Source organism: Fontimonas thermophila, from assembly GCF_900113085.1.
GTDB classification, from domain to species: Bacteria; Pseudomonadota; Gammaproteobacteria; order Nevskiales; family Nevskiaceae; genus Solimonas; species Solimonas thermophila.
Genome location: NZ_FOOC01000002.1, coordinates 268015 through 293267 on the forward strand (window position 1 = coordinate 268015; position 25253 = coordinate 293267).

21 protein-coding genes and 2 tRNA genes are annotated in these 25253 nt (G+C 62.5%); 22 read left to right on the forward strand and 1 reads right to left on the reverse strand.

What is annotated here, in order from left to right:
* Positions 1 to 6: 6 nt before the first annotated feature.
* The 22 genes from dapB (at position 7) to pnp (ending at position 24297) form a co-directional block, all read left to right on the forward strand.
* Complete coding sequence (gene dapB / locus BMZ48_RS02985) at positions 7 to 807, forward strand: 4-hydroxy-tetrahydrodipicolinate reductase (protein WP_366449987.1); 801 nt, start codon at positions 7 to 9, stop codon at positions 805 to 807.
* Positions 807 to 1301 carry a GNAT family N-acetyltransferase gene (locus tag BMZ48_RS02990; protein WP_091531600.1) on the forward strand — a complete coding sequence of 165 codons (495 nt, stop codon included), beginning with the start codon at positions 807 to 809 and terminating at the stop codon, positions 1299 to 1301. Before dapB ends, BMZ48_RS02990 begins: the two co-directional genes overlap by 1 nt.
* A 38-nt stretch (positions 1302 to 1339) precedes the next feature.
* Positions 1340 to 2668 carry an amidohydrolase gene (locus BMZ48_RS02995; RefSeq protein ID WP_091531604.1) on the forward strand — a complete coding sequence of 443 codons (1329 nt, stop codon included), beginning with the start codon at positions 1340 to 1342 and terminating at the stop codon, positions 2666 to 2668.
* A complete protein-coding gene (locus tag BMZ48_RS03000) occupies positions 2665 to 3813 on the forward strand; it encodes a PA0069 family radical SAM protein (RefSeq protein ID WP_091531608.1) in 1149 nt (382 codons plus the stop codon). The genes BMZ48_RS02995 and BMZ48_RS03000 overlap by 4 nt, the downstream gene beginning before the upstream one ends.
* A 221-nt stretch (positions 3814 to 4034) precedes the next feature.
* Positions 4035 to 5171 carry a glutamine-hydrolyzing carbamoyl-phosphate synthase small subunit gene (gene carA / locus BMZ48_RS03005; protein ID WP_091531612.1) on the forward strand — a complete coding sequence of 379 codons (1137 nt, stop codon included), beginning with the start codon at positions 4035 to 4037 and terminating at the stop codon, positions 5169 to 5171.
* A gap of 172 nt (positions 5172 to 5343) precedes the next feature.
* Entirely contained in the window at positions 5344 to 8562 is a 3219-nt protein-coding gene (gene carB / locus BMZ48_RS03010; protein ID WP_091531616.1) for a carbamoyl-phosphate synthase large subunit, read from the forward strand.
* A gap of 76 nt (positions 8563 to 8638) precedes the next feature.
* Complete coding sequence (gene greA, locus BMZ48_RS03015; protein WP_091531619.1) at positions 8639 to 9115, forward strand: transcription elongation factor GreA; 477 nt, start codon at positions 8639 to 8641, stop codon at positions 9113 to 9115.
* A 78-nt stretch (positions 9116 to 9193) separates the two neighbouring features.
* Entirely contained in the window at positions 9194 to 9823 is a 630-nt protein-coding gene (gene rlmE / locus BMZ48_RS03020; RefSeq protein ID WP_091531622.1) for a 23S rRNA (uridine(2552)-2'-O)-methyltransferase RlmE, read from the forward strand.
* 57 nt (positions 9824 to 9880) lie between these two features.
* The gene (ftsH, locus tag BMZ48_RS03025) at positions 9881 to 11809 is read left to right on the forward strand and encodes an ATP-dependent zinc metalloprotease FtsH (RefSeq protein ID WP_091531625.1); all 1929 of its coding nucleotides are present in this window, start codon (positions 9881 to 9883) and stop codon (positions 11807 to 11809) included.
* Between the two features lie 63 nt (positions 11810 to 11872).
* Positions 11873 to 12712 (forward strand): dihydropteroate synthase, encoded by an 840-nt coding sequence (gene folP / locus BMZ48_RS03030; RefSeq protein WP_234981496.1) that lies wholly within the window; start codon positions 11873 to 11875, stop codon positions 12710 to 12712.
* A complete protein-coding gene (gene glmM / locus BMZ48_RS03035; protein WP_091531632.1) occupies positions 12709 to 14049 on the forward strand; it encodes a phosphoglucosamine mutase in 1341 nt (446 codons plus the stop codon). Before folP ends, glmM begins: the two co-directional genes overlap by 4 nt.
* Positions 14050 to 14071: 22 nt before the next feature.
* Positions 14072 to 14842, forward strand: a complete 771-nt coding sequence (tpiA, locus tag BMZ48_RS03040) for a triose-phosphate isomerase (RefSeq protein ID WP_091531635.1) — start codon at positions 14072 to 14074, stop codon at positions 14840 to 14842.
* A 7-nt stretch (positions 14843 to 14849) separates the two neighbouring features.
* The gene (gene secG / locus BMZ48_RS03045; protein ID WP_091531639.1) at positions 14850 to 15209 is read left to right on the forward strand and encodes a preprotein translocase subunit SecG; all 360 of its coding nucleotides are present in this window, start codon (positions 14850 to 14852) and stop codon (positions 15207 to 15209) included.
* A gap of 61 nt (positions 15210 to 15270) precedes the next feature.
* A tRNA-Leu gene (locus tag BMZ48_RS03050) sits at positions 15271 to 15355 on the forward strand.
* A gap of 126 nt (positions 15356 to 15481) precedes the next feature.
* Positions 15482 to 15558 (forward strand) — tRNA-Met (locus BMZ48_RS03055).
* 69 nt (positions 15559 to 15627) lie between these two features.
* Positions 15628 to 16092: a ribosome maturation factor RimP gene (rimP, locus tag BMZ48_RS03060; protein WP_091531642.1), complete on the forward strand. Its 465-nt coding sequence runs from the start codon at positions 15628 to 15630 to the stop codon at positions 16090 to 16092.
* Positions 16093 to 16097: 5 nt separating this feature from the next.
* Positions 16098 to 17588 (forward strand): transcription termination factor NusA, encoded by a 1491-nt coding sequence (nusA, locus tag BMZ48_RS03065; RefSeq protein ID WP_091531646.1) that lies wholly within the window; start codon positions 16098 to 16100, stop codon positions 17586 to 17588.
* Between the two features lie 32 nt (positions 17589 to 17620).
* Complete coding sequence (infB, locus tag BMZ48_RS03070; RefSeq protein ID WP_091531650.1) at positions 17621 to 20263, forward strand: translation initiation factor IF-2; 2643 nt, start codon at positions 17621 to 17623, stop codon at positions 20261 to 20263.
* A gap of 31 nt (positions 20264 to 20294) precedes the next feature.
* Positions 20295 to 20672 (forward strand): 30S ribosome-binding factor RbfA, encoded by a 378-nt coding sequence (rbfA, locus tag BMZ48_RS03075; RefSeq protein ID WP_091531653.1) that lies wholly within the window; start codon positions 20295 to 20297, stop codon positions 20670 to 20672.
* Positions 20673 to 20698: 26 nt separating this feature from the next.
* The gene (gene truB / locus BMZ48_RS03080) at positions 20699 to 21628 is read left to right on the forward strand and encodes a tRNA pseudouridine(55) synthase TruB (RefSeq protein WP_091531657.1); all 930 of its coding nucleotides are present in this window, start codon (positions 20699 to 20701) and stop codon (positions 21626 to 21628) included.
* Between the two features lie 76 nt (positions 21629 to 21704).
* Positions 21705 to 21974, forward strand: a complete 270-nt coding sequence (gene rpsO, locus BMZ48_RS03085; RefSeq protein ID WP_091531662.1) for a 30S ribosomal protein S15 — start codon at positions 21705 to 21707, stop codon at positions 21972 to 21974.
* A 214-nt stretch (positions 21975 to 22188) separates the two neighbouring features.
* Entirely contained in the window at positions 22189 to 24297 is a 2109-nt protein-coding gene (gene pnp / locus BMZ48_RS03090) for a polyribonucleotide nucleotidyltransferase (protein ID WP_091531666.1), read from the forward strand.
* Between the two features lie 419 nt (positions 24298 to 24716).
* Here the strand turns inward: pnp and phaR are convergent, their stop codons facing one another.
* Positions 24717 to 25235, reverse strand: a complete 519-nt coding sequence (phaR, locus tag BMZ48_RS03095) for a polyhydroxyalkanoate synthesis repressor PhaR (RefSeq protein ID WP_091531670.1) — start codon at positions 25233 to 25235, stop codon at positions 24717 to 24719.
* Positions 25236 to 25253 lie beyond the last annotated feature (18 nt).

The window sequence follows — 25253 nt, forward strand, 5'->3', positions numbered from 1 at the left end:
ATGAGCATTACCCGTCTTGCCATTCTCGGTGCCACGGGACGCATGGGGCGTGCGGTGATCCAGGCTGTGGCCGCAACCCCGGCGGTGACACTCGGCGCTGCGTTAGAGCGCGCCGGCCACACCGAGATGGGGCGCGATGCCGGTACGCTGGCCGGTGTCGGCGAGCTCGGGGTACCGATCGCTGCAGACCTGCGCGCCGGCCTCGATGCCTGTGATGTATTGATCGACTTCACGCGACCGGAAGCCACCCTGTCCGCGCTGCCGCTGTGTGTGGCCGCCGGCACGGGCATGGTCATCGGCACCACTGGTTTCGATGCGGCCCAAAAGGCGCAGATCGAAGCGGCGGCGCGGCGGATTCCCATTTGTCTGTCCGCCAATTTCAGCATCGGGGTGACCGTCTGCCTGAAGCTGCTCGAGGATGCCGCGCGGGTGCTTGGGTCTGATTTCGATATCGAAATCGTCGAGGCACACCACCGCCATAAAGTCGATGCACCTTCGGGTACGGCACTGGCGATGGGGGAAGCAATTGCGCGCGGTGCCGGACTCAGGCTCGAGGAAGCCGCCGTCTATGCCCGTCAGGGGCATACAGGTCCGCGTCCGGCGGGCGCGATCGGATTTGCGACAGTGCGTGGCGGCGACGTGATCGGCGATCACACGGTGATGTTTCTGGGCGAAGGTGAGCGCGTGGAGATCACGCACAAGGCCTCGAGCCGCCAGAATTTCGCCCGCGGCGCCGTGCGCGCCGCTGCCTGGATCCATGGCCGCGCGCCAGGCTTGTACTCGATGCGCGACGTCTTGGGTCTCTGATGACGGCAGTGAGCATCCGTCCGGCACGGCCGCAGGATGTACCGACGATCCTCGCCTTGATTCGTGCGCTGGCCGAGTACGAAAAGTTGTTGCACGAAGTCACAGCCACTGAAGCAGCCCTGCATGCGGGCTTGTTCGGTCCGCGCCCGCATGCCGAGGCGGTGCTGGCCTGGGATGGCGACGAGGCGGCCGGGTTTGCGCTCTACTTTCACAGTTTCTCGACTTTCCTCGCCCGGCCAGGGATTTATCTCGAAGACTTGTTTGTGCGTCCTGAATACCGCGGTCGTGGAATCGGCAAGGCCCTGCTCGCAGAAGTCGCGCGGGTTGCGGTGGCGCGTGGATGCGGGCGCCTGGAGTGGGCCGTGCTCGATTGGAATGCACCGGCAATCGCGTTCTACCGCAGATTCGGCGCGCAGGCGCTTGCAGACTGGACCGTTCACCGCATCAGCGGACCGGCGCTCCATACACTGGCAGCCCAGGCGCGGCCGCGCTAGAACAGACGGCGATAGCGACGTTTCTTGAGGAGAGAACGATGGGCATCCTGCACACAGCCAGCGCGGTTTCCGTCGCCGCAGTCTTGTCGCAGACGCTGTCGCAGATGCCCCCTGCGAGCCCGGATACGCGCGATCTGCAGGCGCTGATCAACGCCGTGCAGCCGCACGTGATCGAGCATCGACGGCATCTGCACGCACACCCCGAGTTGTCCAATCGCGAATTCGCAACGGCGGCTTACATTGCCGAACAGCTGCGTGCACTGGGTGTGCCGGTCGAGACGGGGATTGCGCGCACAGGCGTCGTCGGTGTGATCAAGGGCGCTCGTCCAGGTCCTGTGATCGCGTTGCGCGCCGATATGGATGCGCTGCCGGTTACCGAACAAACCGATGTGCCGTTCCGGTCCACCGTGCGTACAACTTACGATGGCAAGGAAGTCGGCGTCATGCATGCGTGCGGGCACGATGGCCACATGGCCATTCTGCTCGGCGTCGCCGAGGTGCTCATGCAGCAGCGGGACATCCTGCCGGGCACGGTCAAGCTCATTTTCCAGCCCGCCGAGGAGGGTCCACCTCCCGGAGAGGAGGGTGGTGCCGCACAAATGATCCGTGAGGGCGTGCTGCGCAACGATCCGCAACCAGAGGCGATTTTTGGCTTGCATTTGTTGTCGCAATTCGAAGTCGGCCGGGTCGGTTACCGTTCCGGCGGCATCATGGCCAGTGCCGACGATCTGCGCATCGTGGTCCGCGGCAAGCAAACCCATGGCGCCGCCCCTTGGCTGGGTATCGATCCAATCGTCGCAGCGGCGCAAATCGTACTCGGTCTGCAGACGATCCCGAGCCGTCAAACCGAGGCGACCAAGGCGCCGGTGATCGTTTCCATCGGCAAGATCGAGGGTGGGGTACGTGACAACATCATCCCGGATCGGGTTGAGATGAAAGGCACCTTGCGTGCCCTCGACGAAAACATGCGTCAGGATTTGCATGCACGCGTGCAACGCACTGCCGAGAAGATCGCCGAGGCTTCCAGCGCAAGCGCCGAGGTGTTCATCGCGGAACGTCACGCCTATCCGGTCACCTACAACGATCCCGCATTGATGGCGCGCATGCTGCCGGGGCTGCGTCAAGCCTTCGGCGATGCCTTGTTCGAAGCCCAGCCGATTCTCGGAGCCGAGGATTTTTCATTCTTCCAGCGCGAGATCCCGGGCTTGTATTTCTTTGTCGGCATCCGGCCGCCACACATTCCGCCGGATGAGTTCCCGGCCAATCACTCACCGCATTTCACGATGGACGAACACGCACTGGCAACCGGCATGCGGCTGTTCCTGCATCTGGTGTGGGACTATCTGGACGGGAGGCGCGAACCTTGACTCGATCGCCGATCCCACACAAAGGGCGTGGCGCCACGATCAATCCGCAAGGGCGCTTCGAAACCCTGCGTCGCGAGCCCATCGATGACGGATGGGGCAGGACGCTGCGCTCGGATCATCCACCCATGGATGGCCAGGCCGATCTCTCCGACGAGGACGTCGCGGAATCGATGGAAGCCGCACGCGAGCTGCCGACCCAGCTTTTCATCGACCATGCGCGTACGATCATCACGCGCAACGTATCGCCCGACATCCCGTTCCGCCAGTCGATCAACCCCTATCGTGGCTGCGAGCACGGCTGCGTCTACTGCTACGCCCGGCCTGCGCACGCTTATCTCGATCTTTCACCGGGACTCGATTTCGAGACCAAGCTGTTTTACAAGCCCGATGCCGCGCGTTTGCTCGAGGCAGAGCTGCGCAAACCGGGCTACCGTCCGCAATGGATCGCGCTCGGTGCCAACACCGATCCATGGCAGCCGGTGGAACGCCGGCTCGGAATCACACGCGGCATCCTCGAGGTCCTGGCCCGTTTCCGTCACCCCGTCGGGATCGTCACCAAAGGCGCGGTTCTGATCGAGCGTGACATCGATTTGCTCGCGGACATGGCGCGCGATGATCTCGTCATGGTCGCGATCTCGGTGACGACCCTGGATCCCGCGCTCAAACGCACGCTGGAACCGCGCGCCTCGGCGCCGGCGACACGGCTGCGTGTGATGCGCAAGCTCGCCGATGCCGGCGTGCCGGTGATGGTGATGTTTTCGCCGGTGATCCCTTTCGTCAACGATGCCGAACTCGAGCGCGTGCTCGAAGCCGCATACGATGCCGGGGCACGCCATGCGGCTTATGTGATGCTGCGTCTGCCGCACGAAGTAAAGGAGCTGTTCCGGGCCTGGCTCGATGTACATCTGCCCCTGAAGGCCGCGCACGTCATGAGCCTGGTGACGCAGATGCGCGGTGGCAAGGACTACGACAGCGCTTTCGGCACGCGTATGCGCGGGGAGGGAGCTTACGCCGATGTCATCGCCCAGCGCTTCCGCACCGCGTGCAAGCGGCTGGGGCTCAATGCGCAGCCGATGCCGGTACTTTCCACGGCGCATTTCCGTGTGCCGCCGGGCGCCGGAGACCAGATCGAGCTGCCACTATGACCGCGACGAGATACCCAGGCCCGGCGCGCGGCGCGATCTTGGCCGCATGGACGATGCGGCAGCGCAGCGATATAATGCCGACCTAATCCTGCGGGGGCATAAAGCCCCCGTTTTGCTGAAGAAGCGAGCCTCTCGGCAAAACACCGTAACTTTCGATGGGACCGGCCCGCGCGCCTTGCAGGGTCGATCCTCATGCAACGACCGGATTAGAAACGATACCCATGCCAGACCTCAAACCGGCCCTGCTCGTACTCGCAGATGGTTCCATATTCAACGGTGTTTCCATCGGCGCAGAAGGACAGACAGTCGGGGAAGTGGTCTTCAACACCGCGATGACCGGGTATCAGGAGATCCTCACCGACCCCTCGTACCGCGGGCAAATCGTCACGCTGACGTATCCGCACATCGGCAACGTCGGAGTCAATGCCGAAGACGCCGAGTCCGACCGGGTCCACATTGCCGGTCTGGTGTTGCGGGAAGTACCGCGGCGGCCGAGCAATTTCCGCTCGACACAAGATTTCCGCGATTACCTGCGAGCCAACAAGGTGGTTGCCATCGCCGGTGTCGACACTCGCCGGCTGACCCGTATCCTGCGCGATAAAGGCGCACAAAATGGCTGCATCGTCGCCGGCAGCCGCATCTCGGGAAAAAAAGCCCTGTCGGCCGCGCAGCGCCACCCCGGACTCAAGGGCGCCGACCTGGCGCAGGTCGTCTCCACTGACGCGGCTTACACCTGGACCCGCGGTAGCTGGACGCTCGCAGCCAACCGGGAAACAGAGCGACCGGGTGGGCGCTACCATGTCGTCGTCTATGATTTTGGCGTCAAGCGCAACATCCTGCGCATGCTCGTCGACCGCGACTGCCGCGTCACCGTCGTGCCGGCAAGGACTCCCGTTGCCGAGGTGCTTGCGCTCAAACCCGACGGGGTGCTGCTCTCCAACGGCCCTGGCGATCCCGAGCCCTGCACTTATGCCATCGAGGCCGCGCGGGCCTTAATACAAAAAAAGCTGCCTTTGTTCGGAATTTGTCTGGGACATCAAATCCTGGGGCTGGCTGTCGGCGCCAAGACGCTGAAAATGAAATTCGGCCACCATGGCGCAAACCATCCGGTGCAGGATCTCGAAAGCGGGCGCGTGATGATCACGAGCCAGAATCACGGCTTTGCCGTCGACGAATCGACCTTGCCGGCGCATGTGAAGGTCACGCATCGCTCGCTGTTCGATGGTTCGAACCAAGGCTTGCGTGTGCTCGATGCACCAGCTTTCAGCTTCCAGGGCCATCCGGAAGCCAGCCCCGGTCCTCACGATGTCGGTGAGCTGTTCGACCGTTTCGTGCGGCTGATGGCCGGCGGTAACTGACCATGTGCGGTGCCAGTACCCTCGCCACCGGGGTATCGGGCGGTGACCGTGGGGTACCGCCTTCATTCGAATGGGCCGTTCATGCTGCGCACGGCACTCCGACGTGGCGTGCAGGCCGCGTTTCCCACTTCAATGCCCGGCCGGCAGTTGTCGCCGGCGGATGATCCGATCCATGCCCAAGCGTAACGACATCCACAGCATTCTCATCATCGGTGCGGGCCCCATCGTCATCGGCCAGGCCTGCGAGTTCGATTACTCGGGAGCCCAGGCCTGCAAGGCTCTGCGTCAGGAAGGGTATCGCGTCATCCTGGTCAATTCGAATCCCGCGACGATCATGACCGACCCGGAAATGGCCGATGCCACGTACATCGAGCCGATCCGCTGGCAGGCGATCAAGAAAATCATCGAGAAGGAGCGGCCTGACGCACTGCTGCCGACGATGGGCGGGCAGACCGCGCTCAACTGCGCCCTCGACCTGGTCAGGCACGGCGTTCTGGAGAAATACGGTGTCGAGCTGATCGGCGCCAAGGCCGAGGCGATCGACATCGCCGAGGACCGTCAGAAATTCCGCGATGCAATGACCGAGATCGGTCTGGGCTGTGCCCGTTCCGGCATCGCCCACACCCTGGAGGAGGCGCGCAGAATTCAGGCGGAAATCGGTTTCCCGGTGATCATCCGGCCAAGTTTTACGCTCGGCGGGACGGGCGGCGGCGTTGCGTACAACGTCGATGAGTTCGAGGAAATCGTCGCGCGCGGGCTCGATCTGTCGCCAACCACTGAAGTGCTGATCGAGGAATCCCTGCTCGGCTGGAAAGAGTACGAGATGGAGGTTGTCCGCGACCGCAAGGACAATTGCATCATCGTCTGCTCGATCGAAAACTTCGATCCCATGGGCGTGCACACCGGCGATTCGATCACCGTTGCGCCGGCGCAAACCCTCACCGACAAGGAATATCAGATCATGCGCGACGCGAGTCTTGCGGTGTTGCGCAGGATCGGCGTCGATACCGGCGGCTCCAACGTGCAGTTCGCGATCAACCCCAAAGACGGGCGCATGATCGTGATCGAGATGAATCCGCGCGTATCGCGCAGCTCGGCGCTGGCGTCCAAGGCCACGGGTTTTCCGATTGCCAAGATCGCTGCCAAGCTCGCCGTCGGGTACACCCTCGACGAACTCAAGAACGACATCACCGGGGGGCGAACCCCGGCTTCGTTCGAACCCAGCATCGATTACGTCGTCGTCAAGATTCCGCGCTTTACTTTCGAGAAATTCCCGCAGGCCGATTCACGACTGACGACGCAGATGAAGTCGGTCGGCGAGGTGATGGCGATCGGCCGCAATTTCCAGGAGGCCCTGCACAAGGCGATGCGCGGGCTCGAGGTCGGATCCGAGGGTTTCGAGTCGCAGGTCCCCGATTTTTCGCAGGAGTCGATCAATCGCATCCGGACTGAACTGGCGATTCCGCGCGCCAAGCGGCTGTGGTACATCGGGGATGCCTTCCGTGCCGGCATGAGCATCGACGAAGTCCATCAGCTTTCGAAAATCGATCCGTGGTTCCTCGAACAAATCGAGGAACTGATCGCCGCCGAGCGGCAGCTTGCCGGTCAGAAACTGAGTGCACTCGATGCCGAGCTCTTGCGCCGCTACAAGCGGCTCGGATTTTCCGATGCGCGGCTCGCAAGACTCATGGGCGTCAAAGAGGACTCGGTGCGCCGTCTGCGGCACAAGCTCGGCATCCGCCCGGTTTACAAGCGCGTCGATACCTGCGCCGCCGAGTTCCCGACGTCCACCGCCTATCTGTACTCCTCCTACGACGAGGAATGCGAGGCCGCGCCCTCGAACCGCGAGAAGATCGTCATCCTGGGCGGCGGTCCGAACCGCATCGGGCAGGGCATCGAGTTCGATTACTGCTGCGTGCACGCCGCATTGGCCCTGCGCGAGGATGGTTACGAAACCATCATGGTCAACTGCAATCCGGAGACCGTCTCGACCGATTACGACACCTCGGACCGCCTGTATTTCGAGCCGCTGACATTCGAGGATGTGATGGAAATCATCGACCTCGAAAAACCCAAGGGCGTGATCGTCCAATTCGGCGGACAGACGCCGCTGAAGCTGGCGCGGCGACTCGAGGCGGCGGGGGCGCCGATCATCGGGACCACGCCCGATGCCATCGATCTCGCCGAAGATCGCGGACGGTTCCAGAAACTGATCGACGATCTTGGTCTGCTGCAGCCGCCCAATGGCACTGCGACGTCAGAGAAGCAGGCGCTCGCGGTTGCCCGCCGGATCGGCTATCCCCTGGTCGTGCGGCCGTCCTATGTGCTCGGCGGCCGCGCGATGGAAATCGTCTACGACGACCCCGATCTGCTGCGTTACATGCGCGAGGCGGTCCAGGTGTCCAATGATTCGCCGGTGCTGCTCGACCGCTTCCTCAATGACGCGATCGAGGTCGATGTCGATGCACTGGCGGACGGGCAGGACGTTGTCATCGGCGGAATCATGGAACACATCGAGGAGGCGGGCGTGCATTCCGGCGATTCGGCGTGTTCGCTACCGGCGCATTCCCTGCCCAAGAAGGTCCAGGACGAAATCCGCCGCCAGGTGGTCAAGCTGGCCAAGGCCTTGAACGTCGTTGGATTGATGAACACCCAGTTCGCCGTGCAGGAGGGCCGGGTGTATCTGCTCGAAGTCAATCCTCGTGCCTCGCGCACGGCACCCTTCGTCTCCAAGGCCACGGGACGGCCGCTCGCCAAGATTGCGGCGCGCTGCATGGTCGGGCAGACGCTCAAAGCGCAGAACGTGACCAAGGAGATCCTGCCTCCGTACTACTCGGTCAAGGAATCGGTCTTTCCGTTCAACAAATTCCCCGGCGTCGATCCCCTGCTGGGGCCGGAGATGCGCTCGACCGGGGAGGTCATGGGCACGGGCATCCACTTTGGCGAGGCCTTCCACAAGGCGATTCTCGCTGCCGGCATGAACATCCCCCGCGAAGGCACGGCGTTCATCTCGGTGCGCGACCAGGACAAGAAAAAAGCCGTGGAGCTCGCCCGCATCCTCGCGGCCAAGGGGTTCAGGATCATCGCCACCCACGGCACCGCCGCGGCGATTCTGAAAGCCGGCATTCCCTGCCAGGGCGTGAACAAAGTCAAGGAAGGGCGGCCCCACTGTGTCGATATGATCAAGAACGGGGAGATCCACTTCATCGCAAACACCACCGAGGGCAAGCAATCGATCGAGGAATCGCGCTCGATCCGCGCCTCGGCCATCCAGAACAAAGTCTGTTATTTCACGACCATGGCCGGCGCGCTCGCCGCCGCGGCGGCGATGGATCATCTCGATCGCCTGGACGTCAACCGCCTGCAGAGCTTGCACGCCTCGATCCAGTAAGTACCATTACCGCATTCATCCGATTTTTTTGCCTGCCGTGGTGCGCGGCGGGCCTTGTTTTTGCCCGAAGATTGCCATGAACAAGATTCCAATGACGGCCCGCGGCGCCGAAAAGCTGCGCGAAGAACTCCGGTACCGCAAAAGCGAGCTGCGCCCGAAAATCATCGCGGCCATCGAGGAAGCGCGTAAACAGGGCGATCTGCGTGAAAACGCCGAATACCATGCCGCACGCGAGCAGCATGGGTTCAACGAGGGGCGTATCCAGGAGATCGAGGCCAAACTCAGCGCCGCCCAGATCATCGACGTCACCCAGATGGCCGCAACTGGCAAGGTCATTTTCGGCGTCACCGTCGATCTGGCCGACGCCGATTCCGGCGAGGAGCTGCGCTACCAGATCGTCGGTGAGGACGAAGCCGACGCCAAAAGCGGGTTGTTGTCGGTCAATTCGCCGATCGCCCGTGCCTTGATCGGCAAGTGCGAGGGCGACATCGTCCGGGTGACGACGCCGGCCGGCGCACGGGAGCTTGAAATCCTCAAAGTGCACCACATATGACCGGAGAATCGGGAGTCGGGAATCGCCGTCCGTGCATCCTGCCCTGAATCGTACGCGCGTTCCACGTTCCCGTCCGTCATGAGTCAGAAACGTCGTCCCAGTTCGGCCCGCTGGCTGGCGGAGCATGAAGCCGATCCCTACGTGCACGAAGCGCGGCGGCTCGGATTGCGTTCGCGCGCGGCCTTCAAGCTCAAGGAGATCCAGGAGCGGGATCGCATTCTCAAACCCGGCCAGATCGTCGTCGATCTCGGCGCCGCCCCCGGAGGCTGGAGCCAGGTGGCGCGGCCACTGCTGGGCAGCCGCGGCCAGTTGTTCGCGCTCGACATTCTGCCGTTTGAGCCGATTCCCGGGGTGGACATCATCATCGGCGATTTCCGCGAGGATGCCGTACTGCATCAGCTCGAAGCCCGTGTCGGTGACCAGATGGTCGATCTCGTCATGAGCGACATGGCGCCCAACATCAGCGGCGTGGACGCCGCTGATCAGGCGGCGAGCATGTATCTGTGCGAACTGGCCTTTGAATTCGCCAAGGCGCATCTGAAACCGCGCGGCACGCTGCTGGTCAAAGCCTTTCAGGGCGATGGTTTTGATGCCTACCTCGGATCCCTGCGGGAGGCGTTCGAAAACGTCGCGATCCGCAAGCCGAAAGCCTCCCGTCCGCGCAGTCGCGAGGTTTATCTGCTGGCGCGCAACTTTCATGCGGTGTAGTGTTCTGATCATGCGGCCCGCCGGATCGAGGCGGGTCCCCGACTGTGAGGAATTCCATTGAACGATCTGGCCAAAAATCTGCTGCTCTGGGTGGTGATCCTCGTCGTCCTGATGAGCGTTTTCCAGAGCTTTTCGTCCCGCTCACGGGCCCAGCCGGAGCTGGCCTATTCCGAATTCATGGCCCAGGTCGAGCAGGGCAATGTCGCCGAGGTCACGATCAACGGCCCGGTGATCCGCGGTGAACTCAAGGGCGGATCGCGCTTCGTCACGATCAGCCCGGAGACGGACAACCGCGCCATGATCGGCACATTGCTCGACAACAAAGTCAAATTCAGTGGCGAGCTGCCCAAGGAGACCCCGTGGATCCTGCAGCTGCTGTTCAACGCCTTCCCGATCCTGCTGTTGATCGCGGTCTGGGTCTATTTCATGCGGCAGATGCAGGCCGGAGGCGGGGGGCGCGGCGCGCTGTCGTTCGGCAAGAGCCGTGCCCGCATGCTCAATGCGGATCAAGTGAAAATCACCTTCAACGACGTCGCCGGCTGCGAGGAAGCCAAGCAGGAAGTCGCCGAGCTGGTGGATTTCCTCAAGGATCCCGGCAAATTCCAGAGACTGGGCGGCAAGATCCCGCGGGGCGTGCTGATGGTCGGTCCCCCGGGTACCGGCAAGACCCTGCTGGCCAAAGCCATTGCGGGCGAGGCAGGCGTGCCTTTCTTCACGATTTCGGGCTCTGATTTCGTCGAAATGTTCGTCGGCGTGGGTGCTTCGCGCGTGCGCGACATGTTCGAACAGGCCAAGAAGCATGCGCCATGCATCATTTTCATCGACGAAATCGACGCCGTCGGCCGCCATCGCGGGGCTGGCTTGGGCGGCGGTCACGATGAGCGCGAGCAGACACTGAACCAGTTGCTGGTCGAGATGGATGGTTTCGAGGGCAACGAGGGCGTGATCGTCATTGCCGCGACCAACCGCCCGGACGTGCTCGACCCCGCGCTGCTGCGTCCGGGCCGCTTCGATCGACAAGTGGTCGTCCCCCTGCCGGACGTGCGCGGCCGCGAGCAAATCCTCCGGGTCCATATCCGCTCGGTGCCGCTGGCCGACAACGTCAAGCCGGAAATCATCGCGCGCGCAACGCCGGGCTTCTCCGGCGCCGATCTGGCCAATCTCGTCAATGAGGCCGCCTTGTTCGCGGCACGCGCCAACAAGCGTCTGGTCGATCAGGACGATTTCGAGCGCGCCAAGGACAAGATCATGATGGGGACCGAGCGCCGCTCCATGGTCATGTCCGAAGACGAAAAACGGCTGACCGCCTACCATGAGGCGGGCCACGCGATCGTGGGCTTGTCGGTGCCGGAGCACGATCCGGTCTATAAGGTCACGATCATTCCCCGTGGCCGTGCCTTGGGAGTGACCATGTTTCTACCCGAGGAAGATCGCTACAGCTATACCAAACAGCGGCTGAACTCACAGATCTGCTCGCTGTTCGGCGGACGCCTCGCCGAGGAAATCATCTTTGGCCCCGACCGGGTTACCACCGGCGCCAGCAACGACATCGAGCGCGCCACCGAGATTGCCCGCAACATGGTCACCAAGTGGGGGCTGTCCGAACGCCTGGGCCCGCTGTCGTACTCCGAGGACAGCGGCGAGGTCTTCCTGGGCAAGTCGGTGACCCAGACCAAGCACGTCTCCGACGATACCGCGCACGCGATCGACGAAGAGGTCCGCAAGATCATCGAGAGCAATTATGCGCGTGCGAAGAAGATCCTCGAGGACAACCTCGATAAGTTGCATGCAATGGCCGAGGCGCTGATCAAATACGAAACGATCGATGCCGAGCAGATCCGCCGGATCATGGCTGGCCAGGATCCAGGTCCGCCGGAGAGCTGGAACGACACCCAGGATGCCGGAGACGCGGGCGGTTCCCCCAAGGCCGCGGCCGAGCCGTCCGCCAAACCGGGCGTGCCTCCCAAGCCGGCGAGCCAGACCTAACCGGGTGGCCGTTTCTCTGGATTGAAGGGGTCGGATGATCCCGGTTCTGCGCTTCCTTGCAGCGTGCAGCTCGTTCTCCCCAAGCGGGTTTTGGATCTGAGCACGCCTTGTGTCATGGGCGTGCTCAACGTCACGCCCGATTCGTTCTCGGACGGTGGTCGCCATACCGACTGCGCGGTGGCCGTGGCGCACGCCCTGTCCATGGTCGAGGAAGGGGCCGCCATCATCGATGTCGGCGGTGAATCGACTCGCCCGGGTGCGACGCCTGTGAGCGAGCAGGAGGAACTCGATCGGGTGATTCCGGTGATCGAGGCATTGCGCGCACGTACCGACGCGGTGATTTCGATCGACACGATGAAACCTGCGGTGATGCGCGCCGCCTGTGCGGCTGGTGCAGAGCTGATCAACGACGTGATGGCGCTGCGGATGCCCGGTGCGCTCGATGCCGCTGTCGCAACGGGGGCCGCGATCTGCTTGATGCACATGCAAGGCGATCCCCAAACGATGCAAGCGGCACCGCATTACGATGATGTCGTCCAGGAAGTTTCCGACTTTCTCGCGGAACGGATGGCCTGCTGTGTGCGGAACGGGATCGCAGCAGAGCGCATCGTGTTGGATCCCGGCATCGGATTTGGCAAGAGTCTGGAGCACAATCTGACCTTGCTGGCGAATCTCGACCGGCTCGCCGTACATGGGCGCCCTTTACTGGTCGGTGTCTCCCGTAAATCGATGTTCGGTGCGCTGCTGGGCCGTTCCGTGGATCAGCGGCTGCCCGGCAGCCTGGCCGCGGCGGCGTTTGCGGTGAGCCAGGGCGCGGTTATAGTGCGCGCCCACGATGTCGCGGCCACCGTCGATGCGGTGCGCACCGCACATGCCCTCAAGATGAGGAGAGCGGCAACTTGAGTCGCAAATATTTCGGAACGGATGGGGTGAGAGGACGCGTCGGCACACCGCCGATGACCCCGGATTTCGCCCTCAAGCTCGGCTGGGCCGCGGGGCGTGTCCTCGGCGCGGGGACGAACCAGGCCCGCGTTGTCATCGGCAAGGACACGCGCCGCTCTGGGTATCTGTTCGAATCGGCACTTGAGGCAGGTTTTGCTGCTGCCGGCGTGGAATCGGACCTGTTGGGACCATTGCCGACGCCGGGGGTCGCTTATCTGACCCGGGCGCTGCGTGCGCGCGCCGGCGTGGTCATTTCCGCCTCGCACAATCCGCATCACGACAATGGCGTAAAGTTTTTCGGGCCGGACGGCTGCAAGCTCAGCGACGAGATCGAACTCGAAATCGAGGCGATGCTCGAACAGCCCATGACCTGTGTCGAACCCGACCGGCTCGGGCGCGCCAAGCGACTCACGGATGGTCCCGGGCGCTACATCGAATTCTGCAAGAGCAGTTTTGGCGAACGCAGCCTCGCGGGTTTGCGCATCGTGCTCGATTGCGCCAATGGCGCCGCCTATAAGGTCGGTCCGGCCGTATTCCAGGAACTGGATGCCGACGTCACCGTGATCGGCAATCAGCCCGACGGTCTCAACATCAACCTCGAATGTGGATCGACTCACCTGGCATCGCTGCAGCGCGCAGTCGTCGAGACCGGAGCCGATCTGGGCATTGCGCTCGATGGTGACGCCGACCGCTGCCTGATGGTCGATGCGCAGGGCAATGAAGTCGACGGCGACCAAATTCTCTACATCATCGCCCGCCTGCGGCAGGCCACTGGCGGTCTGTCGGGTCCGGTTGTCGGCACCTTGATGTCGAATCTGGGGCTTGAGCATGCCCTGCGTGCCCTGGGCATCGCATTCGTTCGCGCCAAAGTCGGCGATCGCTATGTCATGGAGACGCTGCGCGCCTGTGGCGGCATACTCGGCGGGGAAACCTCCGGACATACGATCTGCCTGGACAAGACCACCACAGGAGATGGCATCGTCACCGCGCTGCAAGTGCTGTCCGCGCTGCTGCGCGAGAATCGCAGCCTGGCGGAACTGGCCTGCGCCATGCCGAAGTATCCGCAGGTGTTGATCAACGTGCCGGTGTCGGCTGCAGCGGCCGCCATCCTGGAGACTCCGCAGGTCGTCGCTGCGCAGGCCGATGTGCGTGCGCGTCTGGCCGGACGCGGCCGCATTCTGTTGCGCCCCTCCGGCACCGAACCGCTGATCCGTGTCATGGTAGAAGCCGAAGATCCGGCCGAAACGCGGCAGATGGCCGAATATCTGGCCGAACGCGTGCGTGATGCCTGTTCGTGAACCGCCCAAGCAAGGAGTGACAATGGCCCGACGCGCACTGGTGGCCGGCAACTGGAAGATGAATGGGTCGCGCGACAGCAATGCCAGCCTGATCCACGACATCGTGCTCGATGTACGCAAATACCCCGATATCGACGTGCTGGTCTGCCCGCCAGCGATTTATCTCGAATCGGTTGGACGCCAGCTCGAAGGCAGCCCGGTCCAGCTGGGGGGGCAGAATCTATGCGAGCAGGAAAAGCCGGGCGCTTTCACCGGCGAGATCCATGGCGGCATGCTGCGGGACGTCGGGTGTTCCCATGTCATCGTCGGGCATTCCGAGCGACGCGCCCTTTACGGCGAGGGTGACGACCGGGTCGCAGCAAAATTCCGCACGGCGCAGATCTGCGGCCTGATCCCGATTCTCTGTGTCGGCGAGTCGCTTGCGGAACGCGAAAATGGACAGACCGAATCGGTACTCGCGCGGCAGTTGCAGGCCGTGCTCGATCGGTGCGGCATCGAAGCGTTCAGACGGGCAGTCATCGCGTATGAGCCGGTGTGGGCCATCGGCACGGGCCGCACGGCGACTCCCGAGCAAGCCCAGCAGGCCCACGCATTCCTGCGTGACAGACTCGCCCGATCAGATGCTAAAATTGCAAGCTCAGTCCGCATTCTCTACGGCGGCAGCGTCAAGGCCGAAAATGCGGGAGCTTTGTTTGGCTGTCCCGACGTCGACGGTGGCCTCATTGGCGGCGCGTCGCTGAAATCAGTGGAATTCATGGCGATCTGCGCAGCTGCGCAGGCGCGGAGCAAGTGAGCACGGCATGTATACGGTTCTGGTCATCGTCCAGGTTCTCGTCGCGGTTGCATTGATCGGTCTGATCCTGCTACAGCACGGCAAAGGCGCGGATGCGGGTGCCGCTTTCGGTAGCGGAGCTTCGGGCACCGTTTTCGGTGCGCGCGGATCGGCCAATTTCCTGTCGCGCACGACCGCTTGGCTGGCCACCGTGTTCTTTGCGGTGAGCCTGGCGCTGGCTTACCTGGTGCATGGAGAGCGCAAGACGGATTCGGTCGTCGATCGGCTGCAGGCGCCGGCCAGCGCAGAGTCTGCAAAAGAACAGCCACAGGATCCGCCGGCGCAGACGACGAACGACTCCGAACCGGCTCCGGTCGTTCCAGAATAAAACTCGAGACAAAACCCGAGACAAAACCTGTTCCCGGCGCTACACTTCGCGCCCCTGCGATGCCCACGTGGTGGAATTGGTAGACACGCTACCTTGAGGTGGTAGTGGCGAAAGCCGTGGGAGTTCGAGTCTCTCCGTGGGCACCATTCGCAGGATCGGGAACTGGGTTGGCCGGCCACAATCCGGGCCGTTGTGTGCCGGTCGGAAGTCGCAGGGCCGGTGTGTTTTTCTTGCTTCGAATCGGAGCGAAAGTTATACTGGTCGTCCTCTGGTGCGGGGTGGAGCAGTCTGGCAGCTCGTCGGGCTCATAACCCGAAGGTCGCAGGTTCAAATCCTGCCCCCGCTACCAAAACCGCTGGCTTGAAAAGGGCCCCTCGAGGGCCTTTTTTGTTGGTACAACAGGAGCAGGTCGCCTCGGATGACCGTTTTGCGTGAACGCTTGCAGCAATTGCTCGAGCCGGTGGTCGAGGCCATCGGCTACGAACTCGTGCTGCTGGAATTCAGTCCCAGCAGCAAGAGCGCGTTGCTGCGCCTGTATATCGACGCGCCAGGCGGCATCACGATCGACGATTGCGAACGCGTCAGCAAAGAAGTCTCCGGCGTCCTCGACGTCGAAGATCCGATCAGCAGCGCTTACCGACTCGAGGTGTCGTCTCCGGGGCTCGATCGACCTCTGGTCAAGCCGGCCCATTTCGAGCGGTTCGTCAACGAGCAGGCGCGTATCCAGTTGATCGCCCCACGTGAGGGCCGCCGGCGTTTCGTCGGCTGGATTCGCGGATTTGCAAACGGCGCGGTGCGTCTGGAGACATCGGAAGGCATGGTCGAGATTCCCCTTGCGGACATCGACCGTGCTCGGCTGGTTCCGGAATACGATCGAGAGTAAAGGTTATGAACAAAAACATCCTGGTGATGGTGGATGTCGTGTCCAATGAAAAGGGCGTGGACAAGGCGCTCATCTTCGAGGCGCTGGAGGCTGCACTCGCATCCGCGGCCAAGGAGCGGTATGGCGATGAGGCCGACCTGCGCGTCGTCATCGATCGTGAAACCGGCGATTACGAAACCTTCCGCCGCTGGACCGTTCTGGAGGATGACAGCGAGGAGTTCGAATACCCCGAACGTCAGATCAAGCTGTCGTATGCCCGCAAGGAGAATCCGGACGTAAAGCCCGGCGATGTCATCGAACGCAAAGTCGAGTCGGTCGATTTTGGCCGCATCGGGGCACAAAAGGCCAAGCAAGTCATTGTCCAGAAAGTCCGCGAGGCAGAGCGCGCTCAGGTTGTCGAAGCATACCGCGATCGCGTTGGCGAGCTGATCACCGGGCAAGTCAAACGCATCGAACGTGGAAACGTCATCGTGGATCTGGGCGGCAATGCCGAAGCGGTGATCCTGCGCGATCAGCTGATTCCGCGAGAACAGATCCGCCCCGGTGACCGTATCCGCGGCTATCTCTACGAAGTCAGTCCGCAGGCGCGGGGCCCGCAATTGTTCCTGTCGCGCACCTCGCCGAAGTTTCTGATGGAGCTGTTCAAGCTCGAGGTCCCGGAGATCGCCCAGGGACTGATCGAACTCAAGGGTGCTGCACGTGATCCGGGACTGCGCGCGAAGATTGCGGTACAGGCCAAGGACAAGCGCATCGACCCGGTCGGCGCCTGCGTGGGCATGCGTGGCTCGCGTGTGCAGAGCGTCTCCAACGAGCTTGCGGGTGAGCGCATCGATATCGTCCCGTGGGATGAGAATATCGCGCAGTTTGTCATCAACGCGATGGCGCCGGCCGAGGTCGAAACGATCATCGTCGACGAAGAATCGCACTCGATGACGATCGGCGTTGCCGAGGAGAAACTTGCGCAGGCGATCGGCCGCGGAGGCCAGAACGTCCGTCTGGCCTCCGAACTCACGGGCTGGGTGCTCAACGTCATGACCACCGCTGAGGCGGAGTCCAAAAAAGAGGAGGAGAACCAGTCGGTCCTCCGCAATTTCATGGAATGGCTCGACGTCGATGAGGAAGTCGCGGGCATTCTCGTCCAGGAGGGCTTCACCACGCTCGAAGAGATTGCCTATGTGCCGGCGCAGGAGCTGATGCAGATCGAAGAGTTCGACGAGGGCATCGTCGAGGAACTGCGTAACCGTGCGCGCGACGTTCTGCTGACCAAGGCGATCGCCAAGGCCGAGCAGCGCGCCCACGCGCAGCCCGCAGAAGATCTTCTGACGCTCGATGGCATGGATGAAGATACGGCCTATCAACTCGCGGAAGCCGGCGTCAGCACCTGCGAGTCCCTAGCAGACCTTGCCACCGATGAGCTGCTCGAGCTGCTGCCCGATCTCGGTGAGGCGCGCGCATCGGCGCTGATCATGGCAGCGCGTGCCAAGGCTTACGCATAGGTACCGCGCGGCCGACTATCAGGAAAGATCATATGTCGACAACGGTAACCGTACAGGATTTCGCCAAAGAGCTGGGACGGCCGGTCGAAGAACTGCTGATGCAGCTCAAGGAGGCCGGAGTGGCCGTCGCCAAGGCCGACTCTGTGATCACTGCGGATGACAAAGTCGCATTGCTGAGCTATTTGCAGCAGAAAACCCGTGGCATAGCGGTCTCCAGCGAACCGCGGCGGATCACGCTCAAGCGGCGCGAAACCACCGAGCTCAAGCTCGGCGGTGGCCGGGGTACGCCAGCCAAGACGGTCAGTATCGAAGTGCGCAAGAAGCGCACATACGTCAAACGCGAAGATGTCCCGGAACCCGTCGATCTAGAAACGCAGCGTCAGGCCGAGGAAGCTGCCGCGCGGGAGCAAGCCGAGCGCGAGGCTGCGGCACGTGCGGCTGCAGAGGCCGAAGCTCGGCGGCACCAGGAAGAGCTCGAGCGCAAACTGCGTGAGGAAGAAGAGGCTCGCCGGCGCAAAGAAGAGCAGGCGGCTGAGCAGCGCGCGCGCGAAGAGCATCAGCGACGGCTCAAGGAAGATCCGCTTTACCGCGCGAAGTGGGAAGCCGAACAGGCGCGCAAGCGTGCCGCCGAAAATCTGCGCCGTGCCGCCGAGGCGGCGAAAGCACTTGCCGCGCAGGCAGCTACGCCTGCCAGCACTGCTACGCCAGCAGCGAGCGCCGCCGCTCCCAAGAAAGCCTCGCCCGATCGTGCCGTCCGCGATCGCCTGGCAGAGCGTCAGCACCGCGCCGAACTTCATCTTTCCGAGGACAAGGCCGGTCGTCGTGAAAAGAAGGCGAAGAAACCGTCCGGCCGCGTACGCGTCGAAAATGTCCACGTCTTCGAAAAGCCGGTTGCACCGATCGTGCGCGAGGTCGAGGTTCCGGAGGCGATCACCGTCGGCGAACTCGCCAACCGCATGGCGGTCAAGGCCACCGAATTGATCAAGGTCATGATGAAAAACGGCATCATGGCCACGATCAACCAGACGCTGGATCAGGACACGGCTGCGCTGATGGTCGAAGAAATGGGCCACAAGGCGCGGATCGTCAAGGCCACCGACGTCGAGGAGCGCCTGGAGCTTGCAGTTAGCGGCGAGCATCACGACGTCGAGCAAAAACCGCGGCCGCCTGTGGTCACGATCATGGGACATGTCGACCACGGCAAGACGTCCTTGCTCGATTACATCCGCAAGACCAAAGTCGCCGCCAGCGAGGCCGGTGGTATCACCCAGCATATCGGTGCTTATCATGTCCAAACGCCCAAGGGCATCGTCACTTTTCTCGATACACCGGGGCACGCGGCTTTCACACGCATGCGTGCCCGTGGTGCGCAAATCACCGATATCGTCGTTCTCGTCGTTGCGGCTGACGATGGCGTGATGCCGCAGACACGCGAGGCGATTCAGCACGCAAGGGCGGCAAAGGCGCCGATCGTTGTGGCGATCACCAAGATCGACAAGCCGGAAGCCGATATCGACCGTGTCAAAACCGAGCTGGCCAAGGAGGAAATCATCCCGGAAGATTGGGGTGGTGATGTCCAGTGTATCGGCGTGTCGGCCTACACCGGCGAAGGTATCGATGACTTGCTCGATGCCATTCTCGTGCAGGCGGAAATCCTGGAGCTCAAGGCGCCCGTCGATACGCTCGCGCGTGGTGCGATTCTCGAATCCTCGATCGAGAAAGGCCGCGGTCCGGTGGCGACGGTGCTGGTGCGCTCGGGCACGCTCAAGCAGGGCGATGTCGTGTTGTCGGGCCCGCACTTCGGGCGCGTGCGCGCGATGTTCGACGAGAACGGCCGCCCCGTGAAGCAAGCCGGCCCGTCGATCCCCGTGCAAATCCTGGGTCTGTCGGGAGCGCCTGATGCCGGTGACGAGGTCGTCGTGGTCGCCGACGAGCGCAGCGCGCGCGAGCTGGCGCAGCTGCGTGAGCAGAAATTGCGCGAGCAGAAGATGGCGCAATCGCAGGTGCTGCGCATGGATCAGGTCTTCGCCAAGATGGGCGAGGGCGAAACCAAGCAGCTCAATCTGATGATCAAGGCCGATGTGCAAGGCTCCGCCGAAGCCATCGCCGATGCGCTGCGCAAGATGCCCAGCGAGGAAGTCAAGATCAATGTGCTGTCATCGACCATCGGCGGCATCAGCGAGTCCGATGTCGATCTGGCGCTGGCATCCAAGGCAACGATCATCGGGTTCAATGTCCGTGCCGATGCCGGTGCGCGCAAGCGCATCCAGGAAACCGGCGTCGATGTCCGCTATTACTCGATCATCTACGACATCCTCGATGATGTGCGGGATGCCGTATCCGGTTTGCTGGGAACGGAGGTGCGCGAGCAGATTGTCGGCATCGCGCAGGTGCGCGAGGTGTTCCGCAGCTCCAAATTCGGCAATATCGCCGGCTGCCTGGTCATCGAGGGTTCAGTGCAGCGCAATCTGCCGATTCGCGTGCTGCGCAACAACACGGTCATCTACGAAGGTGTGCTCGAGTCGCTGCGGCGCTTCAAAGACGATGTGCAGAAGGTCGAGGCTGGCACGGAATGCGGCATCGGCGTCAAGGACTACAACGATGTCAAGGTGGGCGATCAGATCGAATGCTTCCAGCGCATCGAGGTTCGGCGCACGGTCCCGGTCGCGGCCTGAAGCGGCATGAGCGCGTCTGCACGTTGATGCAATGAGGGAGTATCCGCGCAAACTGAGGCTTAACGCGCAGTTGCAGGCCGAGCTTGCCGTGCTCATCCGCGACGAATTGTCCGACCCCCGCGTCGCCGGCGTCACGGTCACGGCGGTCGACGTATCGCCTGATCTGCGCAATGCCCGCGTCAGCGTCAGCCTGCTTGGCGACGATGCGCGCCTGGCCGAAGCCGTCGAGGGCCTGAATCACGCCGCTGGTAGATTGCGTCACGGCCTGGGTCGGCGCTTGAGTCTGCGCTATATCCCGCAGCTACAGTTTCTCGCGGATGTCGGAATGCGCGATGGCGATCGCCTGCATGCACTCATCCGCGACGCGGTGCGGCGCGATGCGCAACGGCGTAATCCGCCCGAAAGCTAAAGTTCTCTGCACGATTCTGCACAACGATGAATAAAACCCGGCGCCCGCGCCGTGCGGTGAGCGGCATCTTATTGCTCGACAAACCGCCGGGGTTGAGCTCCAATGCTGCACTGCAGCACGTCAAGCGCCTGTACCAGGCGGATAAAGCCGGCCACACCGGCAGCCTCGATCCATTGGCCACCGGCGTATTGCCGATTTGTCTCGGGGAGGCCACCAAACTCTCGGGCGTGTTGCTCGATGCAGACAAGTGCTATCGCGCACGGGCCCGGCTGGGCGCGCGCACCAGTACTGGCGATCTCGAGGGTGAGATTGTCGAAACCTCGCGGCAACCGGTCGATCGCGCCGCTTTACTGGCGGTGTTGCCGCGTTTCCGCGGCACGATCCGACAGGTTCCGCCGATGTATTCGGCCCTCAAGCATGAAGGGCAGCGTCTCTATGCGCTGGCTCGCCAGGGGGTCGAGGTAGAACGTGCGCCGCGGGAAGTGACGATTCACACCCTCGAGCTCGAGGATTTCAGCGGCGATGGCTTTGTTCTGTTCATCCGTTGTTCCAAGGGCACTTACATCCGCACGTTGGTCGAGGACATCGCCCGCGCGGCAGGGCAGTGTGCGCATCTGATCGCGCTGCGGCGCACGGCGGTGACGCCGTTCGACGACGACCGGCCGGTGACCTTGGAAATGCTCGAAGCGACCGCTCGGACTGGAGGGCTTGCGGCACTAGACCAGTTGCTGCTGGACCCCGCAGCCGGTGTGCGGCACTGGCCGCAGATTCGGATCGATGCCGTGCGGGCCAGCTATCTGGCGCAAGGACAGGCCGTTCGTGTGGCGGGCATCGTGCGCAACAGCCGTCTTGCGGTTCTCGATGAGGCCGGCCGGCTGCTCGGACTGGCCGAGACCACCGATGAGGGTATGGTGGCACCACGCCGCTGGCTGCGGCCAGTCCACGGCGCCTTGTGATCAGTTTGTGGAAAAAGTTAATATATTAGACTTTGTAATGACAGACGAATATTCGAGCATTTCGGAGTTGGCAGCAATGACTGTGACGGCAGAGCGCAAAGCGGAAGTGATCAAGAAGTTTGCCCGCGGCAGTAACGATACCGGTTCGCCGGAAGTGCAGGTGGCCTTGCTCACCGAGCGTATCAATGCGCTCACCCCCCATTTCGAGCGGCACAAGAAAGACAATCACTCTCGGCGCGGTTTGCTGAAAATGGTCAACCAGCGCCGCCAGATGCTCGATTATCTCAAGCGCAAAGACGAGCAGCGCTACACCAAGCTCATTGCCGAGCTCGGCCTGCGCCGCTGATCGGCCATCACGCAGCGGTGTACACGGGAAGACCCTCAGTGATACCACAGGGTTCACTGGGGTCTTTCGCTTTGAACCGCCATCTGCGCCACGGCACACGCCAGCGGATTTTCGCTGTCACCGCGGCTGGCCGCGAGTAAACACCCCATCCATCCAGGTGCGGCGCCGTACACGCAGTTCGCGTCGCCGCCCCCAGAACGAGTGAGATACCAGTATGGGTATTCCAGCCACACCGGCAACCCCGATCCGCAAGACATTCCAGTACGGCAACCGCAAGGTCACGTTCGAAACCGGCGCGATCGCGCGCCAGGCGACCGCCGCGGTCATGGTGACGATGGATGAGACCGTCGTGCTCGTCACCGTCGTTGCCAAGAAAGACGCCAAGCCCGAGCAGGACTTCTTCCCGCTCACGGTTGATTACATGGAGAAGTTCTACGCCGGCGGGCGCGTACCCGGCGGCTTTTTCAAGCGCGAAGGGCGGCCCACCGAGAAAGAGACGCTCACTTCACGCCTGATCGACCGTCCGATCCGCCCGCTGTTCCCGGACGGTTTTTACAACGAAGTGCAAATCGTCGCGACGGTGATGTCGCTCAACCCCGAAGTCGATGGCGACATCCCGGCGATGCTCGGCGCCTCAGCGGCGCTCGCCCTCTCGGGCGTGCCGTTCATGGGGCCGATCGGCGCCGCCAAGGTCGGATACAAGAACGGTCACTATATCCTCAATCCAACCGAGAGCGAGCTTGAAACCTCGGAGCTCGATCTCGTCGTTGCGGGCACCGAGAACGCCGTGTTGATGGTCGAATCCGAGGCCAAGATGCTGCCGGAGCCCGTCATGCTCGGCGCCGTCATGTTCGGCCATGAGCAGATGCAGGCTGCGATCCAGGCGATCAAGGAATTCGCCGCCGAGGCCGGCAAGCCGAAATGGGAGTGGAAAGCGCCGGATCGCAGCGCGGTCAAGGCCTTCGTCGCGGCTTACGAAAGCGCCATCGCAGAGGCTTACACGATCACCGAGAAACAGGCGCGCTATGCCCGTCTCGGCGAGATTCGCGCGCAGGCCATCGCCGCACGTCCCGCCGATGCGCCATTCACCGAGAATCAGCTCAAGGCCGAACTGCACGAACTCGAAGCCAAGGTCGTCCGCAACCGCATCCTCGACGGACATCCGCGCATCGATGGCCGCGACCGCACGACGGTCCGCCCGCTCGCGATGTCCACCGGCACGTTGCCGCGTGCTCATGGCTCGGCGCTGTTCACACGCGGGGAGACGCAGGTCATCGCGGTGACAACCCTGGGTACCGGCAAGGATTACCAGATCATCGACGCCATCGACGGCGAGTGGCATGAGCATTTCCTCTTCCATTACAACTTCCCGCCGTACTGTGTCGGTGAGACCGGTCGCCTCAATGCACCCAAGCGGCGTGAGATCGGTCATGGCCGTCTGGCCAAGCGCGGCGTCGCCGCGGTGATGCCCGATCTTGAAAAGGAATTCCCGTACGTCGTGCGCGTGGTCTCGGAAGTCACCGAATCCAACGGTTCCTCTTCGATGGCCTCGGTCTGTGGTGCCTGTCTCGCACTGATGGACGCAGGCGTTCCGCTCAAGGCGCCGGTCGCCGGCGTCGCGATGGGGCTGATTCTCGAGGGCGATCGCTGGGCCGTGCTCACGGATATCCTCGGCGACGAGGATCACCTCGGCGACATGGATTTCAAGGTCGCGGGTACCGAGGACGGCGTCACCGCGCTGCAGATGGATATCAAGGTCGCTGGTATCACCGCCGAAATCATGGCGCAGGCCTTGACGCAGGCCAAAGCCGCGCGCTTGCACATCCTCGCGCAGATGAAACAAGTCCTGCCCAAGCCGCGCGAGCAGCTATCGCCGTTTGCCCCACGCATCACGACCATCAAGATCAATCCCGACAAAATCCGTGAAGTCATCGGCAAGGGCGGCGCGACGATCCAGTCGATCACCAAGGAAACAGGGACGACGATCGATATCGAAGATGACGGCACCATCAAGATCGCTGCCGTCGATGGCAGGGCCGCAGAAGCGGCGATCGCCCGGATCATGGCCCTCACGCGCGAGGTCGAAGTAGGCGCGGTCTATGAAGGCAAGGTGGCCAAGATCATGGATTTCGGCGCTTTCGTCACGATCGCTCCGGGCAAGGACGGGCTCGTCCACATCTCACAACTCGCCGACAAGCGTGTTGAGAAAGTCGAGGATGTGGTCAAGGAAGGCCAGACCGTGAAAGTCAAAGTCCTGGAAGTCAGCCGCGATGGCAAGATCCGCCTGTCGATGAAGGCGGTGGACATCGGCATCGGGGGCTGAAGCACCGCGGCGATGCGCCACTGGTTGAAGATGGCCGGATTCTGCGTCAGAATTCGGCCCATTCCTGAATGATGGTGCACCGACGTTTTCCCGCCGAGCGTCGGTTTTGCCTTTATGGGGAGATCGGGGGGCTGCGCAGCGATGCGCGGGCAAAAAAAGAACCCCCGGTAAGACCGGTGGCAAGGTGCGAGAAAGGCGCGGGGGCCTTTCTGGAGGAGACTGATTGGACCCGGTCACGCCACCCGGCATGGCCGGGTTTTTTGTGTCCGTGTCATGTTGCGGTGCAGTATAAGCTTGACTGACGGTGTTGTCAAGATGCAGACCCGTCAAAAAAATTAAATTAGACAATAATTTATATTGATCGAATCGCGTTTCGTGACGCAGTCGTCATCAATTCCGGCGGCATTGCCGTCGCCACGTCAGTCGCGGGCGGGCGGTCTGGGCGGGCCATCCTCGATACCCGCACGTCGCTTGATCGATTTGGCCTTCGAGGAAAGATTGCGCAGGAACTCGGCCCGCACCGAGCGCCAGATGGGAACCTGGCGTTCGGCCAGTTCCTTGAGCGCCTGGATCGGTTGCTGCGCCTGGCCGAGCAGTTCCCTGAGCTGGTCGGCAAAGTGATGCTGCTGTTCCTGGAACAACTGTGCCGACAGTTCCAGGTAGCGGCCGATGCTGTTCTGCATCGGATCGCCGTAATAGCGGATGATGAAGCGCAGCAAGTCCGTGGTGAAAATAGGATTGCCGCCTTCCTCCTGCTCGGCGATCACCTGCAACAGGATGCTGCGCGTGATGTCCTCGTGCGTGCGCTTGTCTTCGACGCGGAAAGGAATGTTCTGCAACACCAGCTGACGGATCTCTTCCAGCGTGATGTAGCGGCTGATGTGGGTATCGTACAGACGCCGGTTCGGGTACTTCTTGATGATGCGTGGTTCGGACATAAGACCTTCATTCGACTG